This is a genomic window from Streptomyces sp. JK94 (assembly GCF_053613315.1).
Window position 1 is genome coordinate 144,638 of record NZ_JBSICH010000019.1, and the last position, 23,019, is coordinate 167,656.

Below are 23,019 nucleotides of genomic sequence, written 5' to 3' on the forward strand. Positions count from 1 at the left end.
GGAAGCCGGCATCGGCAGGGCATGCCGCGGCGAACGGTGAAGGCAGGGCGTGGGATGAGTGGAGCCGGGCCTGCCGGGTCCGAGGGCGACACGACGCCCCGCGGGCCCGAAGGCGACACGACGCCCCGCGGACCGGTACGCCCGAGCGGGCTGCTGGACGTACTGAACGTGGCCTCGGTGGTGCTGGACACCGAGGGCCGGATCGTACTGTGGAGCCCGCAGGCCGAGGAGCTGTTCGGGTACTCCGCGCCGGAGGCGCTGGGACGGTACGCCGCACGCATCATGGTCCACGAACGCCACCTCGACCTGGTCGTGAAGCTGTTCGCCGACGTCATGCGGACCGGACGCAGCTGGGCCGGGGCGTTCCCCATCCGCCGCAAGGACGGCGGTACCCGGCTGGTGGAGTTCCGCAACATGCGGCTCCTGGACGACCGGGGGGACGTCTACGCGCTGGGGCTCGCGGTCGACCGGTCGACCGTGCGCGCCCTGGAGCGCGACGTGGCGCTGTCCTCCCGGGTGATCCGGCAGTCCCCGGTCGGGCTGGCCGTCCTGGACGCCGGGCTGCGGTACGTCTCGGTCAACCCGGCCCTGGAGCGGATGAACGGCGTGCCCGCCGAGGACCACCTCGGGCGGGCGGTCCGCGAGGTGCTGCCGCAGACGATCGCGGCCCCGCTGGAGGCGTCGGCGCGCCGGGTGCTGGAGACCGGGCGTCCGGTCGTCGACCAGTCCGCGACCGGGCGGACCCCCGCCGACCCGGACGAGGACCACGCCTGGTCGGTCTCGCTGTACCGGCTGGAGGACGCCGTCGGAGCCGTGCTGGGCGTGGCCGTCTCGGTCGTGGACGTCACCGAGCAGTACCGCGCGGGTGTCGAGGCGGAGGCCGCACGGCGTCGGCTGGCGGCCGTCGCGGACGCCTCGGCGCGGATCGGCACCACGCTGGAGCTGGACCGCACCGCGCGCGAACTGGCCGAGGTGGCCGTGCCGGGCCTCGCCGACCTCGCCTCGGTGGATCTGCTGGAGGCCGTGGTGAAGGGCCGCCGCACCACGCTGGGCCCGGCCGAGCCCGCGGTGATCCGTGCGCTGGCGGTGCAGGCGGACGGCTCCCCCGAGGCGCTGCGCGCGGCCGATCCGCCGGGCCAGGTCGCCCGGTACGGGCCGCACCGCCTGGTCACCGAGTGCGTGCGCACCGGCCGGCCGGTGCTGGTGGCGCGGGTGACCGCGGCGGACCTGCCGCGCATCGCCCGCTCGCCGGAGGCGGCCGAGCTGCTGCGCCGGGCGGGCGTGCACTCCTATCTGGCCGTGCCGCTGATCGCGCGGGGCGAGGTGCTGGGCGCCCTGGACCTCAAGCGGACGGGCAACCCGCTGCCGTTCGGCGACGACGACCTGCTGCTGGCCCGGGAGCTGGCCGCCCGCGCGGCGGTGCAGATCGACAACGCCCGCTGGTACCAGAACGCCCGCAACGCGGCCCTCACCCTCCAGCGCAGCCTGCTGCCGCGCCATCCGCCGGTGACGGGCGGGCTGGAGGTCGCCTCCCGGTACCAGCCCGCCGAGGCCACCAGCGAGGTCGGCGGCGACTGGTTCGACGTGATCGAGCTGGAGGACGGCAAGACCGCGCTCGTGGTGGGCGACGTGATGGGCAGCGGCATCGCGGCGGCGGCCTCCATGGGACGCCTGCGTACGGCGACGAACACGCTGGCCGCCCTCGACCTCGATCCGGCGTTCCTGCTCGAACACCTCGACCGGACCACGGCCGGCCTGGACCAGGCCATCGCCACCTGCGTCTACGCCGTCCACGACCCCCACCGGCGGGAGTGCCGGGTCGCCAACGCCGGGCACCTGCCGCCCGTCCGCCTGCGCGCCGGCCGTCCGCCGGAACTGCTGGACCTGCCGACCGGGGTGCCGCTCGGGGTGGGCGGCGTCGCCTTCGCCACCACCACGGTCGGCCTGGAGCCGGGTGACCGGCTGGTCTTCTACACCGACGGTCTCGTGGAGACGCGCCGGCATCCGCTGGACGAGCGGCTGGACGCGCTGCTGGCCCTGCTGGAGGGGCCGGACCGTCCTCTGGAGGAGGTCTGCGACCTTCTCCTGCGCACCCTGCACGAGCCGGAGAACTCCGACGACGTGGCCCTGCTGATCGCCCGGGCCACGCCGCCGTCGTGACCACGGCGGACGCCGTCACCGCTTGACGCCGGTCACCACCTGGGCGTACAGCTCCTCGCTGACCGCCAGGCGGGTCGTCAGGCCGGCCCGGGTGAAGGCGTCGACGGCCGCCGGTGCCTGGCGTTCGCTCGTCTCGACGAGCACGCAGCCGCCGGGCGCGAGCCAGTGGGGCGCCTCGGCGGCGACCCTGCGCAGCACGTCGAGACCGTCGGCGCCGCCGTCGAGGGCGACCAGCGGCTCGTGGTCGCGGGCCTCGGAAGGCAGCAGGGCGACCTCGTCGCTGGGGACGTACGGCACGTTGGCCGCGAGGACGTCCACACGGCCGCGCAACGTGTCGGGCAGCGCGTCGAACAGGTCACCGGCGTACACCCGGCCGCCGGCGTCCGCGAGGTTGTCCCGGGCGCAGCGCACGGCGACCGGGTCGAGGTCGGCGGCGTACACCTCGGGCCGGTCGAGAGCGGCGGCCAGGGCGGCCCCGACGGCGCCGGAGCCGCAGCACAGGTCCACGACGACGGCGGCGCCCGGGGCGTGGGCGAGGGCCTCGGCCACCAGGAACTCGGTACGGCGGCGGGGGACGAAGACACCGGGGACGACGGCGATGCGCAGGCCGCGGAACTCCGCCCAGCCGAGGACGAGTTCCAGGGGCAGGCCGGTGACGCGGCGCTCCACCAGGGCGGTGAGCTCCTCGGTGGTGCGGGCCGCCGTCAGTATCAGCTCCGCCTCGTCCTCGGCGAAGACGCAGCCGGCGGCGCGCAGGGCGGCCACGACGGAGTCACGCGACGGTACGGAGGGGGAGGGAGAGGGGGAAGCGGGAGACAGTGGGGGCATGGAAGCCGAGAGCCTTTCGGGAACCGAAGGGCGCTCTCACGGTCACCTGGTGCCGGTGACCGCGCTGTCGCGAGGTGAGAGCACCCGGGCCGACACAGCGGTAATGGGTCTCACCTCCCGGAGGTCCGGCGGCCGGGACTCTCCGCGACCGCCGGTCACCCTACCCCAATGACCGGACAGCCGGCGTCCGTCCGGAAGGGAGGCCCGGTCCGCTTCGCCGCGTGTCCGCAGCGGTACGACGCGTGGCCCGGGCCGGGCGCGGCGGAGCCGGAACACCGGGGGCGGTCCGCCCGGCGTGCGGCGGCACGTACGGTTGACCGGGTACACACTGATGACGCCGGCCGCGGGCACCCCTCGCGACGGCCCGAAAGGCCCCCACCGCATGCACACCACCCGAGGCTTCACCGGACGCCCGCGCGCCACCGGACCGGCGCTGCCGCCCGGCCAGTACGACGCCGGCGACGACTGGCCCGTACTCTCCGCCGAGGTCACCCCCGACCTGTCGCCCGCCGACTGGTCCCTCCGCGTGGGCGGACTGGTGGCCGAGCCCCGTACCTGGGACTGGGCCGGGGCCCACCGGCTGCCCGCGTCGGCGTACGGGGGCGACATCCACTGCGTGACCGGCTGGTCGAAGTTCGGGGTGCGCTTCGGGGGCGTGTCCCTGGACGCCTTCCTGGACGCGGTGCGTCCACTGCCGTCCGCCACGCACGCGGTCGCCTACGCGCACACCGGCTACACGGCGAACCTGCCGCTCGCGGACCTGACCGGCGGGCGGGCCTGGATCGTGTGGGAGTACGAGGGGCGGCCGCTGGCCCCCGAGCACGGCGGGCCGGCGCGCCTGGTGGTGCCGCACCTCTACTTCTGGAAGAGCGTGAAGTGGATCGCCGGGCTGGAGCTGCTGGACCACGACGAGCCGGGCTTCTGGGAACGGAACGGCTACCACGCGCGGGGCAACCCCTGGGACGAGCAGAGGTACGCGGGTGACTGAGACGGCGGCACACACCGCAGGGGGCTTCACGCCCCCGACGCGCTTCGCGGTGCCCGGCCGCATCGAGGTGAACGGCCGGGTCGCCGGGACGTGGCAGACGGCCACCCTCACCGAGATCCGGCGCGAGACGCCCCGTGCGTCCACCTTCCGGTTCGCGGTGCCCGGGTGGGCGGGCCATCTGCCCGGCCAGCACCTGATGCTGCGGCTGACCGCCGCGGACGGGTACGTGGCCCAGCGCCACTACTCGCTGGCCTCCGCGCCGGACGACTCGGGACACATCGAGCTGACCCTCGACCACGTCGAGGACGGCGAGGTGTCCGGCTGGTTCCACAGGGTCGCCCGGCCCGGCGACCGGATCGAGGTGCGCGGTCCGCTGAGCGGGTTCTTCGCCTGGCCGGGCGACCGGCCCGCCCTGCTGCTGGGCGCGGGCTCCGGCGTCGTCCCGCTGATGTCGATGGTGCGGCACCACCGGGCACGGGACCTGACGGTGCCGCTGCGGCTGCTGGTGTCCGCGCGCGGCCCCGAGGACCTGATCTATGCCCGTGAGTTCGGCGCGGAGACGACACCGGTGTTCACCCGGAACGCGCCCGCCGGGACGCCCGTGGGCCGGATGACGGCAGCACACCTGGCGCCGCTCCTGGCCGAGCCGCCCGCGGGCGGGTGGGAGGCGTACGTGTGCGGCTCCAACTCCTTCGCGGAGCACGCCTCGCGGCTGCTGGTGGCGGCCGGCCAGCCGGTGGACCGGATCAGGATCGAGCGCTTCGGCTGACCCGGGCCCCCGGAGCGGGTTCGCGGACTCCTGCCCGGAGCGGGTTCGCGCAACCCGGCCCGCGGAGGGATCGGGCCGGTTCGACAGGCGGCTCGGTGCCCCGGCCCGGCCGAGACCGCCGACGCGACGCTACGCACCCCGGGGCGCCGTCACGCGGTGGGGGCATGTGCTCCGGGGGTGCGGGGCGCCCGGCCCGCGGCACGGATCATGGTCGTCCGGCGTTCCGGGTGGGCGACGCGGTGAGCGGAGGCCGTCGGACGGGTACCAGACCTGTGCGGGCACTCGTACGCGTGGCGCGACACGGAGACACGGCGGCCTCCCTTCCCGCGGGGCCGTCCGTCCGGCCTCCCGGTCCTCCGGTCCAACGGCGCTCCGGTCCTCCGGTCCTCCGGTCGTGATGATCCGCGAGGAGGTCGAGATGCGAACCCGGGTGCGTGGCCACCGCCTGCGGCGCAATCCGCTGCGGCGCCGGTCCGACGTCGTCGAGGCGTGGACCGTGCTGGCCGTCGCCGTTCTGCTCTTCGTGGGGGCACCGATGCTCGGGGCCGCCGTCGCCTGGTGGAGCCACGGCGAGGCCCGTGCGGTCGCGGTGGAACAACGGGCGCAGCGGCATCACGTCCGCGCCGAGGTGGTCGACAGGACCCCCGACGGCCTGCCGTCGGGGAAGGCCGTCGGGCAGCACTCGTACCGTGCGACCGTCCGCTGGAGCACGCCGGACGGTACCGAGCGGAGCACCACGGCCCAGGTCCCGGTCGGCACCCGGCACGGCGACACGGTCGACGTGTGGCTGGACCCCCGCGGCCGGAGCGTGCCACCGCCGGCGGACGACTTCACGGTGTGGCAGCACAGCGTCGCCCTCGGCGCGTGCACCACCTTCGGCACGGCGCTCACGGTGCTCCTCGCACACTGCGCCGTACGCAAGGTGGCCCTGCGACGCCGGATGGCCGAGTGGGACCGCGACTGGGCCGTCACCGAGCCCCAGTGGACGCACCGCCGCGCCTGACAGGCACCGGTGACCCGACCACCACGGGCAGTGCCCGAAGGACCGCCACCCCCGTCGTCCGCCCGCGAGGAGCGGGCCACCTCCTTGACCTGCGGTTCGACAGATCGAACATCATCGAAAACCGCATCATCGACGGCTGAGACTCTGGCGAGACCTCCGATCATTCCCGTACCGTGTGATCATCTGCACGGTTCGGTGCCGACTCCACGCAAAGGCGGTTCTCGATGGCCCTGTTCGACCTCCCGCTCGACGAGCTCCGGCGCTTGCGCAGCACGTCGACCGAGCCCGAGGACTTCGACGCGTTCTGGAGCAAGACGCTGGAGGAGGCCCGCGAGCACGATCTGGACGCCCGCTTCGAACCGGTGGACACGGGGCTGTCCACGGTGCGGGTGTACGACGTGACGTTCGCCGGGTTCGGCGGCCACCCGGTGAAGGGCTGGCTGCTCCTGCCGGCCGCCGCGACCGGGCCGCTGCCGCTGATCGTGGAGTTCGTCGGGTACGGCGGCGGGCGCGGGCTCCCGCACGAGCACCTGCTGTGGTCGTCCACGGGCCGGGCGCACTTCGTGATGGACACCCGCGGCCAGGGCAGCGCCTGGGGCGGTGGCGGCGGGACCGCGGACCCCGTGGGCGGCGCGCCCTCGTACCCGGGCTTCATGACCCGCGGCCTGGACGCCCCCGAGAACTACTACTACCGCCGCGTCTTCACCGACGCCGTGCGCGCGGTCGAGGCGGCCCGCTCCCACCCGCTGACCGATCCGGCGCGCACGGTCGTCCTCGGCGGGAGCCAGGGCGGTGGCATCACGATCGCCGTCGGCGGGCTGGTGCCGGACCTGACGGCCGTCGCACCGGACGTGCCGTTCCTCTGCGACTTCCCGCGGGCCACGAAGCTCACCGACCGGCACCCCTACCGGGAGATCGGCCTGTACCTGAAGACGCACCGCGGTCGCACCGAGGACGCGCTGCGCACCCTGTCCTACTTCGACGGCGTGCACTTCGCGGCGCGCGGCCGGGCGCCCGCTCTCTTCTCGGCGGCCCTGGAGGACCAGACCTGCCCGCCGTCGACCGTCTTCGCCGCGTTCAACGCCTGGGCGCACGAGGACAAGGAGATCGAGGTGTACGACTTCAACGACCACGAAGGGGGCGGCCCCTACCAGGAGGCCGCCAAGCTGCGCTGGCTGCGTTCGTACGTCTGAGCCGGGCGGCCCGGCCGCGCGGCCACAGCGGCCGCTTCCCGGACGCGGTCCGCGGGCTTTCGGACACGACGGCTCCGGCGGCTCCCGCAACCCGGCGGCACCCGGCTCCGGGTGCCGCCGGGTTGCGTCACGCACTTGCGCGGGGCCGCCCACCGCCGACGGTCCACGGGAGACGGCCCCGGCGGCGGCCCTGCACCGCGCCCGGTGACGAGGTGACGGCCGGGCGACGCGCGGGTGGGGTTTCGGCCGAACCGGCGGACCGCCCTTCCCGCCTGGTTTAGACCAGTGGCACCCCCGGTGGCGCACCGAGCCCACACGGCTACCGTACGTCACCCACAGAAGGGCGCGGCATGGCCCGCGCCACCTCGCACGACCACCTCCTCGCCGACGCACGGCCCCTGTACCGGCGGGTGGCCGAACGGCTGCTCGGCGAGCTGCGCGACGGCACCGTCCCGCCGGGAGAGCGGCTGCCCGGTGAGCGCCGGCTGGCCCAGCACTTCGGCGTGAGCAGGGAGACCGTACGGCAGCAGGACGCTCTGGTCCACGAGTTCACACTGCCGGCGGCCGGCTGAGCGCGCCCCGCGCACGTCACGTCAGCCGCCGGGCCACCACCAGCCGGGCACGTGGGGCGCCGTCGGGCCGGCGCCCGAACTCGGGCAGGGCGCGCAGGTCGGCCCGGAACCCGGCGCGCGCCAGCTCGCGGCCCACCTCGTGGAGCCGGAAGGTCCGGTAGTACATGACGAACGGCGGTCGCCACAGCGCGTTGCGCACCCGCATCGCCGCGTCGAAGCCGAGCAGCGTCCAGTAGTCCCGTGAGCCGAGGCGGGGCGGGGCGGCGACGGGGAAGGCGAAGCAGCCGCCCGGCCGGAGCACGGAGCGCACCTGGGTGAACAGGCCCGGCAGTTCGCGGGGCAGGAAGTGCCCGAAGGCCCCGAAACAGACCACGAGGTCGAAGGCGGGGCCGAACGGCAGGGCGCGGGCGTCCGCGCGCACCCAGGAGACCGCCGGCCCTCCGGGCGCGGTGCGCGCGCGGGCGACATCGAGCATGCCCGCGCTGAAGTCCACCCCCGTCACGCTCTCCCGGCACACCCGGGACAGCACGTCCACACCCGCGCCGGTGCCGCAGCACAGGTCGAGCCCGGCGCGGAAGGGCCCCATCGGCGCCAGCGCCGAGGCCACGGAGCCGAGTACCCGGTCCGGCGTCCGGTACGGGGTGTGGTCGAACTTCGGGGCGAGCAGGTCGTAGCCACGCTCGACCGACGACAGCGCCTGGACGGCGAGTTCACGCAGGGTGGGACCTTCCGGACTGAACATCCGGTCAGCCCCGTGCCTGCCCCGCGGGCCCCGCGGGGACGCGGCGCTCCTCCAGGACCGCGAGCACGCGCTCGCACCAACGGGCGTTCTCCCGCTCGAAGGTGATCCCGGCGAGCAGCGTGAGGTAGGGCCCGACGCGGCCGGACTCGCGCAGGTGCTGTTCCTCCGTACGGCCGTCCAGCAGACGCTCGCGGACCCGCTCGTAGCGGGCGAGCTTGCCCAGCGCCCAGGTCCTGCGCTCCTCCACCAGCGTACGGACGTCCGCGGGGTCGACACCGTCCATGGCCTGCATCTTGATCAGGAACTCGTCGCGAATGGCCGTGGGGCGCCGGGTCGGCTCGGCGGCGAAGGCGCTCAGCCGCTCCCGGCCGGCCGGGGTGAGTGTGAACAGCCGCTTGGTGGGCCTGCGTTCCTGCGGCACCGTCCGGGCCTCGATGAGCCCGTCACCCGCGAGGCGCTCCAGCTCCCGGTAGAGCTGCTGAGGCGTGGCGGGCCAGAAGTTGGCGAGCGAGACGTCGAACACCTTGGACAGCTCGTAGCCCGAGGCCTCACCCTCCAGCAGGGCCGCGAGGACGGCGTACTTGAGAGACATGTCGACACGCTAGCAAGGAACGGCTACTCTCCTGCACACCTATTCAAATAGTTTAATAGTTCGCACCCCAGGGGGCTGTGATGCAGGCATTCCGCACGGCGGTCGAGAAGCACGACCTCGACACCCTCGAGACGCTGCTGGCCGAGGACGTGGTGTTCACCAGTCCCGTCGTGTTCAAGCCCTACCGGGGCCGGGCGATCACGGTGGCCATCCTGCGCGCGGTCATCCGCGTCTTCGAGGACTTCCGCTACGAGCGCGTCATCGGCGAGGCGGACGGCCGCGACCACGCGCTGCTCTTCACCGCCCGCGTGGGCGACCGGGAGATCGGCGGCTGTGACTTCCTGCACCTCGACGAGGCCGGCCGGATCGACGAACTCACGGTGATGGTGCGCCCGCTCTCGGGGGCACAGGCGCTGCAGGAGGCGATGGGCGCGCAGTTCGAGCGGATCGCCCAGGAGGCGCGGGAGACCGCGGAGCGTTCGGGCGACTGAGCCCGGCCCGGCCCCGCCTCACCCTGTCCCGCCCTGTCTCACCCCGTTCCACTCCGTCTCGCCACGCCCCGCCCCGTCCCACCATGCTCCGCCCGTCCCGCCTCGCGCCGTCCCGTTTCTCCCCGCCTCGCACCACCCCGCCCCATCCTGTGGTACGCTGCGATCAGCACTTGCGTACGCCCGCCTTGGGCGCCAGTGCCAGTTTCCCTTCGGTTCGCCGACGCGCCCGTCCTGATACGACCGGCTCGTCCGCTTCTCAGCACACCTCGTGAGCAGGGTCTTACCCCCGCTGTGTCCGAGGCGCTGTTCCCGCCGTCCGGAGGCGTGTCGTCCGACCCCTCGCACGGCTTCTCCCCCCCTTCCTCCCGCATGCCCCGCGCCCGCGTCCTCGAAAGGACCGAACACCATGACCACCACGCTCGAACACCCCCCTGTCCAGCACGCCCCGGCCGAGACCGTGAGCGGTGTCCTCGACATCGACGCGAGCGGCAAGGGACATCTGCGGGACGAAAGCCTCCAGCCCGAGCCGACCGACCTCGCCCTCTCCCCCGCACTGATCCGCCGCCACGGTCTGCGCAAGGGCGACCTGGTCGAGGGCGTCCGCGGTGACCGGCGGACCCTGACCGACGTCGTCCGGGTGGGCGGCCGCACACCCGGCCGGCAGGGCGCCCGACGGCACTTCCACGACCTGACACCCGTGCACCCGCACGAGCGGCTGCGCCTCGAACACCCGGCGGCAGGCCTGACCGGGCGGGTCGCCGATCTGATCGCCCCGGTCGGCAAGGGCCAGCGCGGCCTGATCGTGGCCCCGCCGAAGACCGGCAAGACCGTCCTCCTCCAGCAGATCGCCGCCGCGGTCGCCGGCAACCACCCCGGCGCCCGCCTGATGGTGGTGCTGCTCGACGAACGGCCCGAGGAGGTCACGGACATGCGGCGGGCGGTGCGCGGCGAGGTGTACTCCTCGACCTTCGACCGGAGCGCCAAGCAGCACATCGCGCTCGCCGACCTGGTCATCGAGCGGGCCAAGCGGCTCGTCGAGGCCGGCGAGGACGTCGTCATCCTCCTGGACTCCCTCACCCGGCTGTGCAGGGCGCACAACAACGCCGCCTCCTCCGGGGGCCGTACCCTCAGCGGGGGCGTCGACGCCGGAGCGCTGCTCGGGCCCAAGCGGTTCTTCGGCGCCGCCCGTACGGCCGAGGAGGGCGGCTCGCTCACCATCCTCGCCACCGCCCTGGTGGAGACCGGCTCACGGGCCGACGACTTCTACTTCGAGGAACTCAAGGGCACCGGCAACATGGAGCTCCGGCTGAGCCGGGAGCTCGCCGCCCACCGGGTCTTCCCGGCCGTCGACGTGACCGGCTCCGGCACCCGCCGCGAGGAACTGCTGCTGTCGGCCACCGAGTCGACCGCCGTACGAGGGCTGCGGCGGGCCCTGCAGACCCGGGACGGACAGTCCGGCCTGGAGACGCTGCTGGAGCGGATGCGCCAGACGCCGGACAACGCCACGTTCCTGCGGCGCGTCCAGCCGACCCTGCCCGCCGGCTGACGCCACCGCGCGCCCACCGGCCTCCGGCCGGCAGCACCCACACCACCCGGACACCAACCGGCGCCTCCCGCCACCCGGACACCGGGCCGCCTACTGCTGCGGGACCGGACACCGGCCGCCTGCCGCTGCGGCACCGGGCCACCCGCCGGCGCTCACCGCGCCACCCGGTCCCCGGCCCCACCTCCTACGGCATCCGGGTACTCGCAAGCGCGACTCGGCCCGGTCAGCGTGGCGGCCCGAGGGTCCCTTCCTACGTTTTGCGGTATGACTATCGGATTCTCGTTCCGGGCGGCTCGATCCACCTGCCTGCTCTGCGTGGCGGGGCTGCTGACGCTCATGCCCGCCGCCGCGGCCGCCCGTACGGGGCGGCCGGACCCCGGCCCGCCCGGCGGGGCACGGGCGGCGGTCCAGCCGGCGCTGCTGTACCGCTCCGGTACTCAAGTCCGGCCCCGCGCCGGGGCACCCGGGATTCCCGTTGTCTCCGCACTGTCCTGGGTGGTGGCCGACGCCGGGAGCGGTGACGTGCTGGCGGCGCACGACGCCCATCGCAAGCTGCCGCCGGCCAGCACCCTCAAGACCCTGTTCGCCCTCACCGTGCTGCCGGTCCTGCCGGGCGGCATCCGCCACGAGGTGAGCGGGGACGAGCTGAACGGCATCGGTCCCGGCAGCAGCCTGGTCGGGGTCGTCGAGGGCGGCACCTACCGCGTCTCCGACCTGTGGAACGGCGTCTTCCTCAACTCCGGCAACGACGCCGTGCACGTCCTCGCCTCGCTCACCGGCGGCTGGAGCGCCACGGCCGCCCGGATGCAGGCCGAAGCCCGGGCCCTCGGCGCCCACGACACGCAGGTGCGCTCGCCCGACGGCTACGACGCGCCCGGTCAGGTGTCCTCGGCGTACGACCTGGCGGTCTTCGGCCGGGCGGGGCTGCGCAATCCGGACTTCGCGCGGTACTGCGCCAGGATCGACGCGATGTTCCCCGGCCGGAACGGGGAGGCGTACGGCATCCGGAACACCAACCGGCTGCTGACCGGGGAGGGCGGTGTGGAGCCGTACCCGGGGCTGGTCGGTATCAAGAACGGCTACACCAGCAACGCCGGCAACACGCTGGTCGCCGCCGCCCGCCGTGACGGCCGGACCCTCGTGGTGACCGTGATGAACCCGCAGGAGGGCGGCGGCCACGCCGTGTACGAGGAGGCCCGCTCCCTGCTCGACTGGGGCTTCGAGGCGGCCGGGCGCGTCGACCCGGTGGGTTCGCTGGTGTCCGGGAACGTCCGGCCGCGGCAGGGCCCCGAGGCCGTACCCGCGGCGGTCGCGCACGCACGGCCGTCCCGGCACGGCCCGGGCTGGCCGGAGACCGGCGCGATCGTGGGCGTGGGCGGACTCGGCGCGGGTGCCATGGCACTGGTCCTGCGGTTCAGGCTGGTGCGGGTGAAGGGCGGCTGAGTGCCTGCCGCCCCGGCCTCCGCGTGGGCGGGGAGACATCACCAGGGGCGGACCACCGGGTCGGGGGTGGTGCCGGCCGCACCTTTCCTCGGGGGCAGCCGTCGTTCCGCGGCCGGAGCGCCGCTCACCTCCGGATCGAGCACCACCTCTTCCCGAGCACGCCGACGCCCGCCCTCGGCAGGGCCCAGGTGATCAGCGAGCGGTACTGCGCCGAACGGGGCGTCCCGTACTGCCGAACGGGGTTGCTCGCCTCGTACCGGGGGACCCTGCGGCATCTCCGCCGTGTCGGTCAGCCGCTGCGCGACGCCCGCTGACGGCACGCGGGCCGGCGCGGGGCCCGGCGCACGACGGTCAGCTGTGCAGCACGCCCGCGCCGAGCAGCCCGAACAGCAGGACCCCGACCGCGATCCGGTAGACGACGAAGGCGTTGAAGCTGTGCCTGGCGACGAACCTCAGCAGCCAGGCGATGGAGGCGTAGGCGACCGCGAAGGACACGAGGGTGCCGACCGCCAGGGGGGCGGCGCCGGCTCCGGTGCCCAGCGCGTCCTTCAGCTCGTACAGACCGGCACCGGTCAGGGCCGGGATGCCGAGGAAGAAGGAGAGCCGCGTGGCGGCCACCCGGTCGAGGCCGAGCATCAGGGCGGTGGACATGGTGGCACCGGAGCGGGAGAAGCCCGGGAAGAGCAGGGCGAGGATCTGGGAGCCGCCGACCAGCATCGCGTCCTTGAACGAGGTGTCGTCCTCGCCCCGCTTGTGCCGGCCCGTGCGGTCCGCCGCCCACATCACGCCACTGCCGACGATCAGCGAGCCGGCCACCACCCACAGTGAGGCGAGCGGTTGCTTGATCAGCGGTTTGGCGGCCAGGCCGACGAGCACGACCGGGAGGGTCGCGCAGAGGACCCACCAGGCGAACCGGTAGTCGTGGTGGTAGCGCTCCTCCCGGTCGGTCAGTCCGCGCAGCCACGCGGAGGCGATCCGCGCGATGTCCTTGCGGAAGTAGACGAGCACGGCGGCGATCGCGCCGACCTGGATGACCGCCGAGAACGCGATGACGGCGTCGTCGTCGACGGGGACGCCCATCAGCCCTTCGACGATCTTGAGGTGGCCGGTGGAGGAGACCGGAAGGAACTCGGTCACGCCCTCGACGGCTCCGAGGACGACGGCCTGACCGATGCTGATGGCGCTCATGGGGTCCCGTTCTGCTCGGGGCGGGCGGACGCGCGGCGACAGGGGCGGAAGGGGCCAGTCCTACTACACGCGGACCGGTGCCACGCGTCACGCCCAGAGCGCGTCGGCCAGCGTCACCCCCGCGAAGGCCGCCCCCAGGCCGGCCGCCACACTGGCCACCACGTTGACGGCCGCCTGGAGGCGGGCGCCGCTCCCGGTGAGCCGGAGCGTCTCGTAGGAGAAGGTCGAATACGTCGTGAGGGCGCCGCACAGCCCGGTGCCGAGCAGCAGCCCGAGGCGGGAACCGGCGGCACCGGCGAGCGCGGCACCGGTCAGCAGGCCCAGCACCAGGCAGCCGACGACGTTCACCGCGAGGGTGCCCCAGGGGAAGCCCGAGTCGTGCCGGGAGCGCACCGCGCGGTCGGTGAGGTGGCGCAGCGGCGCGCCGACCATGGCGCCCGCGACGACCAGCAGCCAGTTCACGTACGCGGCCCGCCCTTCGTGTCCGTCGCCCCGGCTCCGGTGGCCGGCCCGCCCCGGCCGACGTGCCCGGTGGCTTCGCGGTCACCGCCCACAACCGCGGTCCGCCTCAGAACGCGGCGCGTCGCCCACGCGGCGCACGACACCGCCGCCAGTGCCGCGAGCGGCGTCGCGGCCACATGGGCCAGGCCGGTGCGGACCTGGCCGGCGGCGAACAGCTGTTGGCCGTCGACGGCGTAGGCGGAGAAGGTGGTGAAGCCGCCGAGCACGCCCGTGCCGAAGAAGGGCCGGACCAGTCGGTGGGCGGCCCACGCCTCGGTGACGACCACCATGAACACGCCGATCACGGCACAGCCGACGACGTTGGCCCAGAAGGTGGTCCAGGGGAAGCCGCCGGGCTGCGTCGGCCACCGGAGGGAGGCCGCGTAGCGCGCGGCGGCGCCGGCGCCGCCGCCGAGGGCCACGACCGCGACGACCGGTGCCTGGGCACGCCACCGCTGTCGCCCGGGGATGCCTGCTCGGGTGCCGTCGGAGCGGTTGGAGCCGTCGGCCTGCGGGGCTGTCATGGTCGTACGTCTCCTACTCGCCGGGCAGGGGGAGCCCCCGATCGCAAGTAGGGACCGTTGGCGGCGTCCGTGCCGCGGTTCGTCACGGCGGGCCCCACCGCCGCGCCGCGCACACCGGGCCGCGGCCGGTGCCAGCCTAGCGCCGGGGCGGCGTCCGGGTCACGTCCGGCGGGGCTGCCGCCCGGTCCCTTGCGCGCACACTAATTGCACACTCAATTAATGCTGGTTCCGGTGCTACCGTGCAGGTATGGCAGTCAAGACGCCCGGTGCCCGGCTCGAGGAGCGGTGGCGGGAGATCCTCTCCGTGCACGCGCGCACGATGTGCGAGATCGATCGCGCCCTGCACCCCCACGGCCTGGGCGCGAGCGACTTCGAGGTGCTCGACATCCTCGCCACCGAAGGGCCCGGGGAAGGCGCCCAGTGCCGGGTGCAGAACCTGGTCGGCCGGGTCCATCTGAGCCAGAGCGCGCTGTCCCGGCTCATCGCCCGGCTGGAGAAGGACGGGCTGGTGGAGCGCTCGATGTGCGCGGAGGACCGGCGCGGCGTCTACGTCGCCCTGACCCGCGGCGGACGCGCGCTGCACGCCGAGGTACTGCCGCTGCAGCGGGCCGTACTGGCCCGCATGCTCGGCGACGATCGGTAACGCTTGACCTCAGGGGCGGGCCAGCAGAGTGCGCACGCCGTCCGACGTGAGCGTGAGGCGGTGGTCCGAGCCGGCGTCGATGGACAGCGACAGGTCGTCGGCCGGCCACTGCGCGGCGAGGGCGCCCAGCGGCACCATGCGGTAGCGCGAGACGTACGGCAGCAGGTCGGCCATCTCCAGTTCCGAGGTGAAGACCGGCACCACCTGACGGCCGCCCTGCTGTTCCAGTACCGGCAGGGCCAGCATCCCGGGATCGGCGGCGTCCTGGGCGTTCGCGTCGTCGGGCACCGGGACGAGGACGTCGCTGCCGGCGAGCGTGTCGAGCGCCGCCGTGTCCTCGGTGTTCTCGGCGAGTGCGTCCAGCGCACGCTGGGCGGGCGAGACGGAGTTGTCGTTCGCGGGAGTTTCCATGGCAGGTCCCTGGTAGCGGCGGTGGTGGGCCCGCCCCGATGATCCGTCACGGGGCGGTTCAGGCTCGCGTACCCGATCGCCCCGGCGGCAATCATGCCCGGCCCTCCGACCGGGACGGATGTGCGAGGCGGGGCGCGTCCCGTGGAGCGACGGACGCCGGGGCGCGCGGGCCGACGGGTGCCCGGGAAGGCCGGTGAACCGATCATCTGATCGGCCGGGGGCCCACTTGATCGATCATAAGTGCGGTGGGGTTAGCATATGAGCGCCGCCTAGCTCGAAAGACAGAGACGTGACTGCCAACGACGACTCGTTCACCAACTGGAAGCACCGCGAGGAGATCGCGGAATCGATGATCCCGATGATCGGGAAGCTGCACCGGGAGCAGGACGTCACGATCCTGCTGCACAGCCGTTCCCTGGTGAACAAGTCGGTGGTCAGCATCCTCAAGACCCACCGCTTCGCCCGCCAGATCGCCGGCGCGGAGCTCTCGGTCACCGAGACGATGCCCTTCCTGCGGGCCCTCAGCACGCTCGACCTCGGTCCCTCGCAGATCGACATCGGCATGCTCGCCGCGACCCACCGGAGCGACGACCGCGGGCTGTCGGTGGAGGAGTTCACCGCCGAGGCCGTCGCCGGTGCCACCGGCACCAACAAGACCGACCGACGCGAGCCGCGCGACGTCGTCCTGTACGGCTTCGGCCGCATCGGCCGGCTCGTCGCCCGCCTGCTCATCGAGAAGGCCGGCTCGGGCAACGGTCTGCGGCTGCGCGCCATCGTGGTCCGGGGCGGCGGCGAGCAGGACCTGGTCAAGCGGGCCTCGCTGCTGCGCCGCGACTCCGTGCACGGCCAGTTCCAGGGCACGATCACCGTCGACGAGGACACCAGCACGATCCTCGCCAACGGCAACGCCGTCAAGGTGATTCACGCGGACGACCCGGCGCAGGTCGACTACACGGCGTACGGCATCAGCAACGCCATCCTCATCGACAACACCGGCAAGTGGCGCGACCGCGAAGGCCTGTCCAAGCACCTGCGTCCGGGCATCGACAAGGTCGTTCTGACCGCGCCGGGCAAGGGCGACGTCCCCAATATCGTCCACGGCGTCAACCACGACACCATCAAGCCGCAGGAGCGGATCCTGTCCTGCGCCTCCTGCACCACCAACGCGATCGTCCCGCCGCTCAAGGCCATGGCGGACGAGTACGGCGTGCTGCGTGGCCACGTGGAGACCGTCCACTCGTTCACCAACGACCAGAACCTGCTGGACAACTACCACAAGTCGGACCGCCGCGGCCGGTCCGCGCCGCTGAACATGGTCATCACGGAGACGGGTGCGGCGTCCGCCGTCGCCAAGGCCCTCCCGGACCTCCAGGCGAAGATCACCGGCAGCTCGATCCGGGTCCCGGTCCCGGACGTCTCCATCGCGATCCTCAACCTCCAGCTCGCCCGCGAGACCACCCGCGAGGACGTGCTCGACCACCTGCGCGAGGTGTCGCTGACCTCGCCGCTCAAGCGGCAGATCGACTTCATCAGCGCCCCCGACGCGGTCTCCAGTGACTTCATCGGCTCGCGCCACGCCTCGATCGTCGACGCGGGCGCGCTGAAGGTCGAGGGCGACAACGCCATCCTCTACCTCTGGTACGACAACGAGTTCGGCTACTCCTGCCAGGTGGTCCGCGTCGTCCAGCACGTCTCCGGGGTGGAGTACCCGACCTACCCGGCCCCGGCGGTCTGATCCCGGGCCCCGAACGGGGCGCGTATGTGCGCGGGGCGGCACCCGACGCCGCGCAGGAGGTGCCGGACACCGGACGACCGGCATCAGGCGGCCGGGACCGGGCAGGCGTGGGACGGCGTTCCCCCGAACGCCGTGTCGCACGTTGGCCGGCTGCAACGAGAATGGGCCCATGAACGGACTGGTTCGGCGCTCCCCCTGGGCCGGGGTGCTGATCTGGTGCGTGGCGGTCCTGAGCACGACCGTCCTGGCCGCGTCCGCCGTGGTGCGCAGCACCGTGCTCGATCCGGAGTTCTACGGCCGGGTGCTGGAGGACGAGAGGGCGTACCAGCGCTTCTACGACGAGGTGCTGGTCGACCCGGGCAGTACGCCGCTGACCAGCGACCTGCTGAACCGGCTGCCGGTCCCGCAGTCGACCATCACCTCGAACATCAAGGTCGTGGTCCCGCCGGAGACCCTGCGGGCCATGACGGACCGGCAGATCGCCGAGGTGATCCACTACCTGGAGGGCGATCGCGGCCGGCTGCGGGTCACGGTCGACCTCGAGCCCGTCGTCGCGAACGTCGAACGGCTCAGCCGGGCCTACTTCAAAGACGCGGTCGCTTCGCTGCAGCAGCGGTCCGAACCCGACTTCCAGGCCTTCGTGCAACGCCTGTCCGAACTGGCGGCGCAGGTGGTGGCCGGCGAGGCACCGCTGGAGGGCATGCCGTCGCTGCCACTCTCCCCCGACCAGTCGGTCAGGGCCACGGACGCGCTGATGCACCTGGTGCCCGACGCCGAGCGCGCCGTCCTCCGTCCGACCGTGCGGACGGCGCTGGACCGGGGGGACGTGGCCGCGGCACTGGCCGCGGTCGCGCCGGTCGCCCTGACCGACCGGGTCCGGGCGACCGCGGCGGACCTGTTGCGGGAGGCGAGGCAGGGCACCTGGGTCGTCACCGTCGATGTCGATCCCTCGCACGAGGCGCTGGCTCCGGTGGCCCGCGCGCGGTCCGTCACCCGTCTCTTCCAGGAGGTGGTGGAACCGGCGGCCGCGGTGCTCTGCGCCGCCGCGCTCACCCTGCTGTGGTTGTCCACGCCCTCCCCCGGCAGGCGCCGGCTGATGCCGCTCGGCTGGGTACCGGTCGCCGCCGCGGCGGTGATGGCGCTGACGGTGCTCCTGCTGCGCCTGGTCCCCGGGGACGCGCTGTTCGGTCCCCCGTCGTCATGGCCCCCGACCGCGGCCGGCCTCCTGGGCGACGTTCAGGCCAACGCCTTCGACCGGCTCCTGACCACCGCCACCGTGGTGGCGGTGATCCTGCTCGCCGCCGGAGCCCTGCTGATCACCGTCAGCTGGGTCTGGCAGACCAGGCCCGGCATGCCGGTCCTCACCGATCCGCGGCACGGCCCCGTCCTGACCTTCGCGGTCACCGCGTGCGCCCTCGTGGGCACCATGGTGGCGCCGGTGGCGATCACCGGCTCCTCTCCGCGCCTGTGCCAGGGCAGCGCCGAACTGTGCGACGCCCGCTACGACGAGATCGCCCAGCTCGCGTCGCACAACGCGATGGCCACGACGGCGGACCGGTTCATCGGCCCCCTGCAGGACCCGGACATCGTCGGCCAGCTCGACGCCGGGGTGCGGGTCCTGCTCCTCGACACGCACCAGTGGGAGCGGCCGGAGGAGGTCGCGGACCGTCTGAGCAGCTCGGACTTCTCCCCGGAGCTGCGGCAGTGGCTCACCCGGATCCTGGAGCGGGTGAACCCTCCCCACCCCGGTCTGTGGCTGTGCCACTCGGTGTGCGGCGCCGGAGCCCTCGATCTGGTGCCCACGCTGCGGCAGATCGGTGACTGGCTGCGCGCCCACCCCACGGAGGTCGTCACCCTGATCCTGCAGGACGGCGTCGACTCCGTGGCGAGCCAGAACGCCTTCGCACTGGCCGGACTGTCCGACCTGCTGTACGAGCCGGACACGGACCCCGACCGCCCGTGGCCCCGGCTGGGGGACATGATCGACGGCGGGCGGCGGCTGGTCGTCTTCGCGGAGAAGGCCGACGGCCCCGCACCCTGGTACCGGAACTTCTACCGGTACGGCATGGAGACGCCGTTCGCCTTCCGCAGCCCGGACGAGATGTCCTGCCTGCCCAACCGGGGCGGGACGGGCAAGCGGCTGTTCCTGCTCAACCACTTCGTCACGGCGGGCGGCGGACGGCGGCTGGACGCCGGGGTCGTCAACGCGCGGCAGCGGGTGCTGGAGCGGGCGCACACCTGCGAGCAGCGGCGCGGCAGGCCGGTGAACTTCGTCGCGGTGGACTACGCGACGATCGGCGACGCGCTCGGCGCCGTCGACGACCTCAACGCCGAGCGCCGCCGGGACGAATCCCGCTTCCCCGTCGGACGGTCGCCGGACGGGCTCCCGAGCACGGGGTGAACGCGCGCCTCGGACGGGGCCGGGGACAGGGCGGTACGACGCCCGACGGCGTGGTGGGTGCTCCGCGTCGTCGGGCGGGTGCCGCCGGCGGCCCCGGGCCGGCTCACCCGTTGATCTCGGACTGTGAGCCTGGTTCGGTCCGTACGTCCTCCTCGGCCGAGTCCGTGATCGTGACGCCGGCGGCGGCCGTCGCGGCCCGGGCACCGGCCGTGAACGGCAGCGGGAGCAGCCCGGCCGTCATCAGCCCGGCCGCGACGGCACCCGTCATGAGAAACAGAAGGGCCGGCTCCACGCCCTCTGGCGTCGAGCCGGCCCTTGCCGGCCGGGGAGTTCCCGGAGGGGACCCGGTCAGTCCGTGCCGAACTCCATCGCGGCGCGGTCGAGCAGTTCGTCGTCGCCGGAGACCTCACCGCGGGACGCGATGGCCTGGGCGCCGCCCTCCGGCATGGCGCCGATCAGTCCGGTCGCGGCGGCCTGGGCGGCGCCGATGGCGGGGTTGGCGGTGCCGATCAGACCGAGCCCGGCGTACTGCTCCAGCTTGGCGCGGGAGTCGGCGATGTCGAGGTTGCGCATGGTGAGCTGGCCGATCCGGTCGACCGGGCCGAAGGCGGAGTCCTCGGTGCGCTCCATGGACAGCTTGTCCGGGTGGTAGCTGAACGCCGGGCCCGTGGTGTCGAGGATCGAGTAGTCCTCGCCGCGCCGCAGCCGCAGGGTGACCTCACCGGTGACCGCGGAGCCGACCCAGCGCTGCAGCGACTCCCGGATCATCAGGGCCTGCGGGTCGAGCCAGCGGCCCTCGTACATCAGCCGGCCCAGCCGCCGGCCCTCGACGTGGTAGTGGGCGAGGGTGTCCTCGTTGTGGATCGCGTTGACGAGGCGCTCGTACGCCGCGTGCAGCAGGGCCATGCCCGGGGCCTCGTAGATGCCGCGGCTCTTGGCCTCGATGATCCGGTTCTCGATCTGGTCGGACATGCCCATGCCGTGCCGGCCGCCGATGGCGTTGGCCTCCGTCACCAGGTCGACCGGGGAGGCGAACTCCTTGCCGTTGACCGTCACCGGGCGGCCCTGGTCGAAGCCGATGGTGACGTCCTCGGCGGCGATCTCGACCGACGGGTCCCAGAACCGCACGCCCATGATGGGCTCCACGGTCTCCACGCCCGTGTCGAGGTGCTCCAGCGTCTTGGCCTCGTGGGTGGCGCCCCAGATGTTGGCGTCGGTGGAGTACGCCTTCTCCGCGGAGTCCCGGTAGGGGAGGTCGTGGGCGAGGAGCCACTCCGACATCTCCTTGCGGCCACCCAGCTCCGTCACGAAGTCCGCGTCCAGCCACGGCTTGTAGATCCGCAGCTGCGGGTTGGCGAGCAGGCCGTAGCGGTAGAACCGCTCGATGTCGTTGCCCTTGAAGGTGGAGCCGTCGCCCCAGATCTGGACGTCGTCCTCGAGCATCGCCCGGACCAGGAGCGTACCCGTGACGGCGCGGCCGAGCGGGGTGGTGTTGAAGTACGCCCGCCCGCCCGAGCGGATGTGGAACGCCCCGCAGGTGAGTGCGGCCAGGCCCTCCTCGACCAGCGCCGCGCGGCAGTCGACCAGGCGCGCGATCTCGGCGCCGTAGGTCTTCGCGCGGTCGGGCACCGAGGCGATGTCGGGCTCGTCGTACTGGCCGATGTCGGCGGTGTACGTGCAGGGGACGGCGCCCTTGTCACGCATCCACGCGACCGCGACCGAGGTGTCGAGGCCGCCCGAGAAGGCGATACCGACGCGCTCGCCGGTGGGGAGGGAGGTGAGGACCTTGGACATAGGAAGAGTATGCATGACAACGCATGGCCATGCAAAGCCCGGGTGGTCACCGGGCCGGCATCGCGACGTACTGGTACTCCAGGAACTCCTCGATCCCCACCGTTCCGCCTTCGCGGCCCAGCCCCGACTGCTTGACGCCGCCGAAGGGCGCGGCGGGGTGGGAGACGAGCCCGGTGTTGAGGCCGACCATGCCGGCCTCCAGGCGTTCGCTGACGCGCAGGGCCCGGTCCAGCCCCTCGGTGAAGACGTAGCCGACGAGCCCCCAGGGAGTGTCGTTGGCGCGGCGTACGGCCTCGTCCTCGTCGTCGAAGGTGAGGATCGCCGCCACGGGGCCGAAGATCTCCGTGTCCATCAGACGGCTGTCCGCACCGACGTCGGTGAGCACCGTGGGCGGGTAGAAGCAGCCGGGGCCCTCGGGCGTACGGCCGCCGCAGAGGATCCGCGCGCCGCGCCGCACCGCGTCGGCCACCAGCTCCTCGACCTTGGCCCGCCCGGCCGCGTCGATGAGCGGGCCGACGTCGACCCCGTCGCGGGTGCCGGGGCCCACGACGAGCGCCTCCATCCGTCGGGTGAGGCGCCGTGCGAACGCCTCGGCCACCGACCGGTGGACGAAGAAGCGGTTGGCTGCGGTGCACGCCTCGCCCATGTTGCGCATCTTGGCGATCATCGCGCCGTTCACGGCCACGTCCAGGTCGGCGTCGTCGAAGACGATGAAGGGCGCGTTGCCGCCCAGCTCCATCGAAGCGCGGACGACCGTGTCGGCGCACTGGGCGAGCAGGAGCCGGCCGACCCGCGTGGAGCCGGTGAAGGACAGCTTGCGGATGCGTCCGCCGCGCAGAAGCGGCTCGCAGACCGCCCCCGCCCGGGAGGTGGGGACGACGTTGAGCACACCGTCCGGCAGCCCGGCCTCCGCGAGGACGTCGGCGAGTGCCAGGCTGGAGAGCGGGGTCTGCGGGGCGGGCTTGAGCACCATGGTGCAGCCGGCCGCGACCGCCGGGCCGATCTTGCGGGCGCCCATGGCCAGCGGGAAGTTCCACGGGGTGATCAGCAGACAGGGCCCGACCGGGCGCCGGGAGAGCAGCATGCGGTGGCGTCCGTCGGGGAGGACGCCGTGGCCGCCCTCGACACGGACGGCCTCCTCGGAGAACCAGCGGAAGAACTCCGCCGCGTACGCGACCTCTCCCCTGGCCTCCGCCAGCGGCTTGCCCATCTCGGACGTCATCAGGCGGGCGAGGCCGTCGGCGCGGTCGAGGAGGATCTCGTAGGCGCGGCGCAGGATCTCGCTGCGCGCCCGCGGCGCCGTGCGGGCCCACTCCTCCTGCGCCCGTACCGCCGCGTCCTCGGCGAGCCGGGCGTCCTCGGGGCCGGCGTCGGCGACCCGGCAGAGGATCTCACCGGTCGCGGGGTCGTCCACGGGCAGGGTGGCGCCGTCGGCGGCGTCGGTCCAGGCGCCGCCGACGAAGAGGCGTGTCGGTGTGCCGGTCACGAGGTAGCT

Annotated in this window: 20 protein-coding genes and 3 pseudogenes; 13 read left to right on the plus strand and 10 right to left on the minus strand. The window is 73.5% G+C overall.

The window, feature by feature from the left end:
* Positions 1-54: 54 nt before the first annotated feature.
* Entirely contained in the window at positions 55-2,160 is a 2,106-nt protein-coding gene (locus ACVV2G_RS18820) for a SpoIIE family protein phosphatase (RefSeq protein ID WP_453843877.1), read from the plus strand.
* A 15-nt stretch (positions 2,161-2,175) separates the two neighbouring features.
* On the opposite strand, the gene ACVV2G_RS18825 is transcribed toward ACVV2G_RS18820, so the two are convergent.
* The gene (locus ACVV2G_RS18825) at positions 2,176-2,988 is read right to left on the minus strand and encodes a putative protein N(5)-glutamine methyltransferase (RefSeq protein ID WP_453843878.1); all 813 of its coding nucleotides are present in this window, start codon (positions 2,986-2,988) and stop codon (positions 2,176-2,178) included.
* 382 nt (positions 2,989-3,370) lie between these two features.
* On the opposite strand from ACVV2G_RS18825, the gene ACVV2G_RS18830 reads away from it, so the two are divergent.
* The 5 genes and pseudogenes from ACVV2G_RS18830 to ACVV2G_RS18850 all read left to right on the plus strand — a co-directional run.
* Positions 3,371-3,976, plus strand: coding sequence for a sulfite oxidase-like oxidoreductase (locus ACVV2G_RS18830; RefSeq protein ID WP_453843879.1), 606 nt, complete (start codon positions 3,371-3,373; stop codon positions 3,974-3,976).
* Between the two features lie 49 nt (positions 3,977-4,025).
* Complete coding sequence (locus tag ACVV2G_RS18835; RefSeq protein WP_453843962.1) at positions 4,026-4,745, plus strand: ferredoxin reductase; 720 nt, start codon at positions 4,026-4,028, stop codon at positions 4,743-4,745.
* 418 nt (positions 4,746-5,163) lie between these two features.
* Complete coding sequence (locus ACVV2G_RS18840) at positions 5,164-5,748, plus strand: Rv1733c family protein (protein ID WP_453843880.1); 585 nt, start codon at positions 5,164-5,166, stop codon at positions 5,746-5,748.
* Between the two features lie 224 nt (positions 5,749-5,972).
* On the plus strand, positions 5,973-6,941 hold the full coding sequence (locus tag ACVV2G_RS18845) for an acetylxylan esterase (RefSeq protein WP_453843881.1): 969 nt from the start codon (positions 5,973-5,975) through the stop codon (positions 6,939-6,941).
* A gap of 350 nt (positions 6,942-7,291) precedes the next feature.
* Positions 7,292-7,468 (plus strand): annotated as a pseudogene (locus ACVV2G_RS18850) (GntR family transcriptional regulator); the annotation flags it as partial.
* Between the two features lie 61 nt (positions 7,469-7,529).
* Here ACVV2G_RS18850 and ACVV2G_RS18855 read toward each other — a convergent pair.
* Positions 7,530-8,255 (minus strand): class I SAM-dependent methyltransferase, encoded by a 726-nt coding sequence (locus ACVV2G_RS18855; protein WP_453843882.1) that lies wholly within the window; start codon positions 8,253-8,255, stop codon positions 7,530-7,532.
* A 4-nt stretch (positions 8,256-8,259) separates the two neighbouring features.
* Complete coding sequence (locus ACVV2G_RS18860) at positions 8,260-8,847, minus strand: PadR family transcriptional regulator (RefSeq protein ID WP_453843883.1); 588 nt, start codon at positions 8,845-8,847, stop codon at positions 8,260-8,262.
* A gap of 80 nt (positions 8,848-8,927) precedes the next feature.
* Here ACVV2G_RS18860 and ACVV2G_RS18865 point away from each other — a divergent pair, with 80 nt between their 5' ends.
* The 4 genes and pseudogenes from ACVV2G_RS18865 to ACVV2G_RS18880 all read left to right on the plus strand — a co-directional run.
* A complete protein-coding gene (locus ACVV2G_RS18865) occupies positions 8,928-9,338 on the plus strand; it encodes a nuclear transport factor 2 family protein (RefSeq protein WP_453843884.1) in 411 nt (136 codons plus the stop codon).
* A gap of 406 nt (positions 9,339-9,744) precedes the next feature.
* Positions 9,745-10,884, plus strand: coding sequence for a transcription termination factor Rho (gene rho / locus ACVV2G_RS18870; RefSeq protein ID WP_453843885.1), 1,140 nt, complete (start codon positions 9,745-9,747; stop codon positions 10,882-10,884).
* 264 nt (positions 10,885-11,148) lie between these two features.
* Positions 11,149-12,327 (plus strand): D-alanyl-D-alanine carboxypeptidase family protein, encoded by a 1,179-nt coding sequence (locus ACVV2G_RS18875; protein WP_453843886.1) that lies wholly within the window; start codon positions 11,149-11,151, stop codon positions 12,325-12,327.
* Positions 12,328-12,458: 131 nt separating this feature from the next.
* Positions 12,459-12,641, plus strand: a pseudogene (locus tag ACVV2G_RS18880) (acyl-CoA desaturase); the annotation flags it as partial.
* Positions 12,642-12,678: 37 nt separating this feature from the next.
* Here ACVV2G_RS18880 and ACVV2G_RS18885 read toward each other — a convergent pair.
* The 3 genes and pseudogenes from ACVV2G_RS18885 to ACVV2G_RS18895 all read right to left on the minus strand — a co-directional run.
* Positions 12,679-13,515 carry an undecaprenyl-diphosphate phosphatase gene (locus tag ACVV2G_RS18885; RefSeq protein ID WP_453843887.1) on the minus strand — a complete coding sequence of 279 codons (837 nt, stop codon included), beginning with the start codon at positions 13,513-13,515 and terminating at the stop codon, positions 12,679-12,681.
* 87 nt (positions 13,516-13,602) lie between these two features.
* On the minus strand, positions 13,603-13,977 hold the full coding sequence (crcB, locus tag ACVV2G_RS18890) for a fluoride efflux transporter CrcB (protein WP_453843888.1): 375 nt from the start codon (positions 13,975-13,977) through the stop codon (positions 13,603-13,605).
* A 104-nt stretch (positions 13,978-14,081) separates the two neighbouring features.
* Positions 14,082-14,540 (minus strand): annotated as a pseudogene (locus ACVV2G_RS18895) (fluoride efflux transporter FluC); the annotation flags it as partial.
* A gap of 247 nt (positions 14,541-14,787) precedes the next feature.
* Between ACVV2G_RS18895 and ACVV2G_RS18900 the strand changes: the two are divergent.
* Complete coding sequence (locus tag ACVV2G_RS18900) at positions 14,788-15,183, plus strand: MarR family winged helix-turn-helix transcriptional regulator (RefSeq protein WP_453843889.1); 396 nt, start codon at positions 14,788-14,790, stop codon at positions 15,181-15,183.
* A 9-nt stretch (positions 15,184-15,192) separates the two neighbouring features.
* Here the strand turns inward: ACVV2G_RS18900 and ACVV2G_RS18905 are convergent, their stop codons facing one another.
* The gene (locus ACVV2G_RS18905; protein ID WP_453843890.1) at positions 15,193-15,594 is read right to left on the minus strand and encodes an SseB family protein; all 402 of its coding nucleotides are present in this window, start codon (positions 15,592-15,594) and stop codon (positions 15,193-15,195) included.
* Between the two features lie 289 nt (positions 15,595-15,883).
* Here ACVV2G_RS18905 and ACVV2G_RS18910 point away from each other — a divergent pair, with 289 nt between their 5' ends.
* The gene (locus ACVV2G_RS18910) at positions 15,884-17,329 is read left to right on the plus strand and encodes a glyceraldehyde-3-phosphate dehydrogenase (RefSeq protein ID WP_453843891.1); all 1,446 of its coding nucleotides are present in this window, start codon (positions 15,884-15,886) and stop codon (positions 17,327-17,329) included.
* 169 nt (positions 17,330-17,498) lie between these two features.
* A complete protein-coding gene (locus ACVV2G_RS18915; protein WP_453843892.1) occupies positions 17,499-19,730 on the plus strand; it encodes a phosphoinositide-specific phospholipase C-related protein in 2,232 nt (743 codons plus the stop codon).
* Positions 19,731-19,833: 103 nt separating this feature from the next.
* Here ACVV2G_RS18915 and ACVV2G_RS18920 read toward each other — a convergent pair whose 3' ends face one another.
* The 3 genes from ACVV2G_RS18920 to ACVV2G_RS18930 form a co-directional block, all read right to left on the minus strand.
* Positions 19,834-19,998, minus strand: a complete 165-nt coding sequence (locus ACVV2G_RS18920) for a hypothetical protein (protein WP_453843893.1) — start codon at positions 19,996-19,998, stop codon at positions 19,834-19,836.
* Between the two features lie 80 nt (positions 19,999-20,078).
* Positions 20,079-21,524 (minus strand): argininosuccinate synthase, encoded by a 1,446-nt coding sequence (gene argG, locus ACVV2G_RS18925; RefSeq protein WP_453843894.1) that lies wholly within the window; start codon positions 21,522-21,524, stop codon positions 20,079-20,081.
* A 46-nt stretch (positions 21,525-21,570) separates the two neighbouring features.
* Positions 21,571-23,010, minus strand: a complete 1,440-nt coding sequence (locus tag ACVV2G_RS18930) for an NAD-dependent succinate-semialdehyde dehydrogenase (RefSeq protein WP_453843963.1) — start codon at positions 23,008-23,010, stop codon at positions 21,571-21,573.
* Positions 23,011-23,019: the final 9 nt, after the last annotated feature.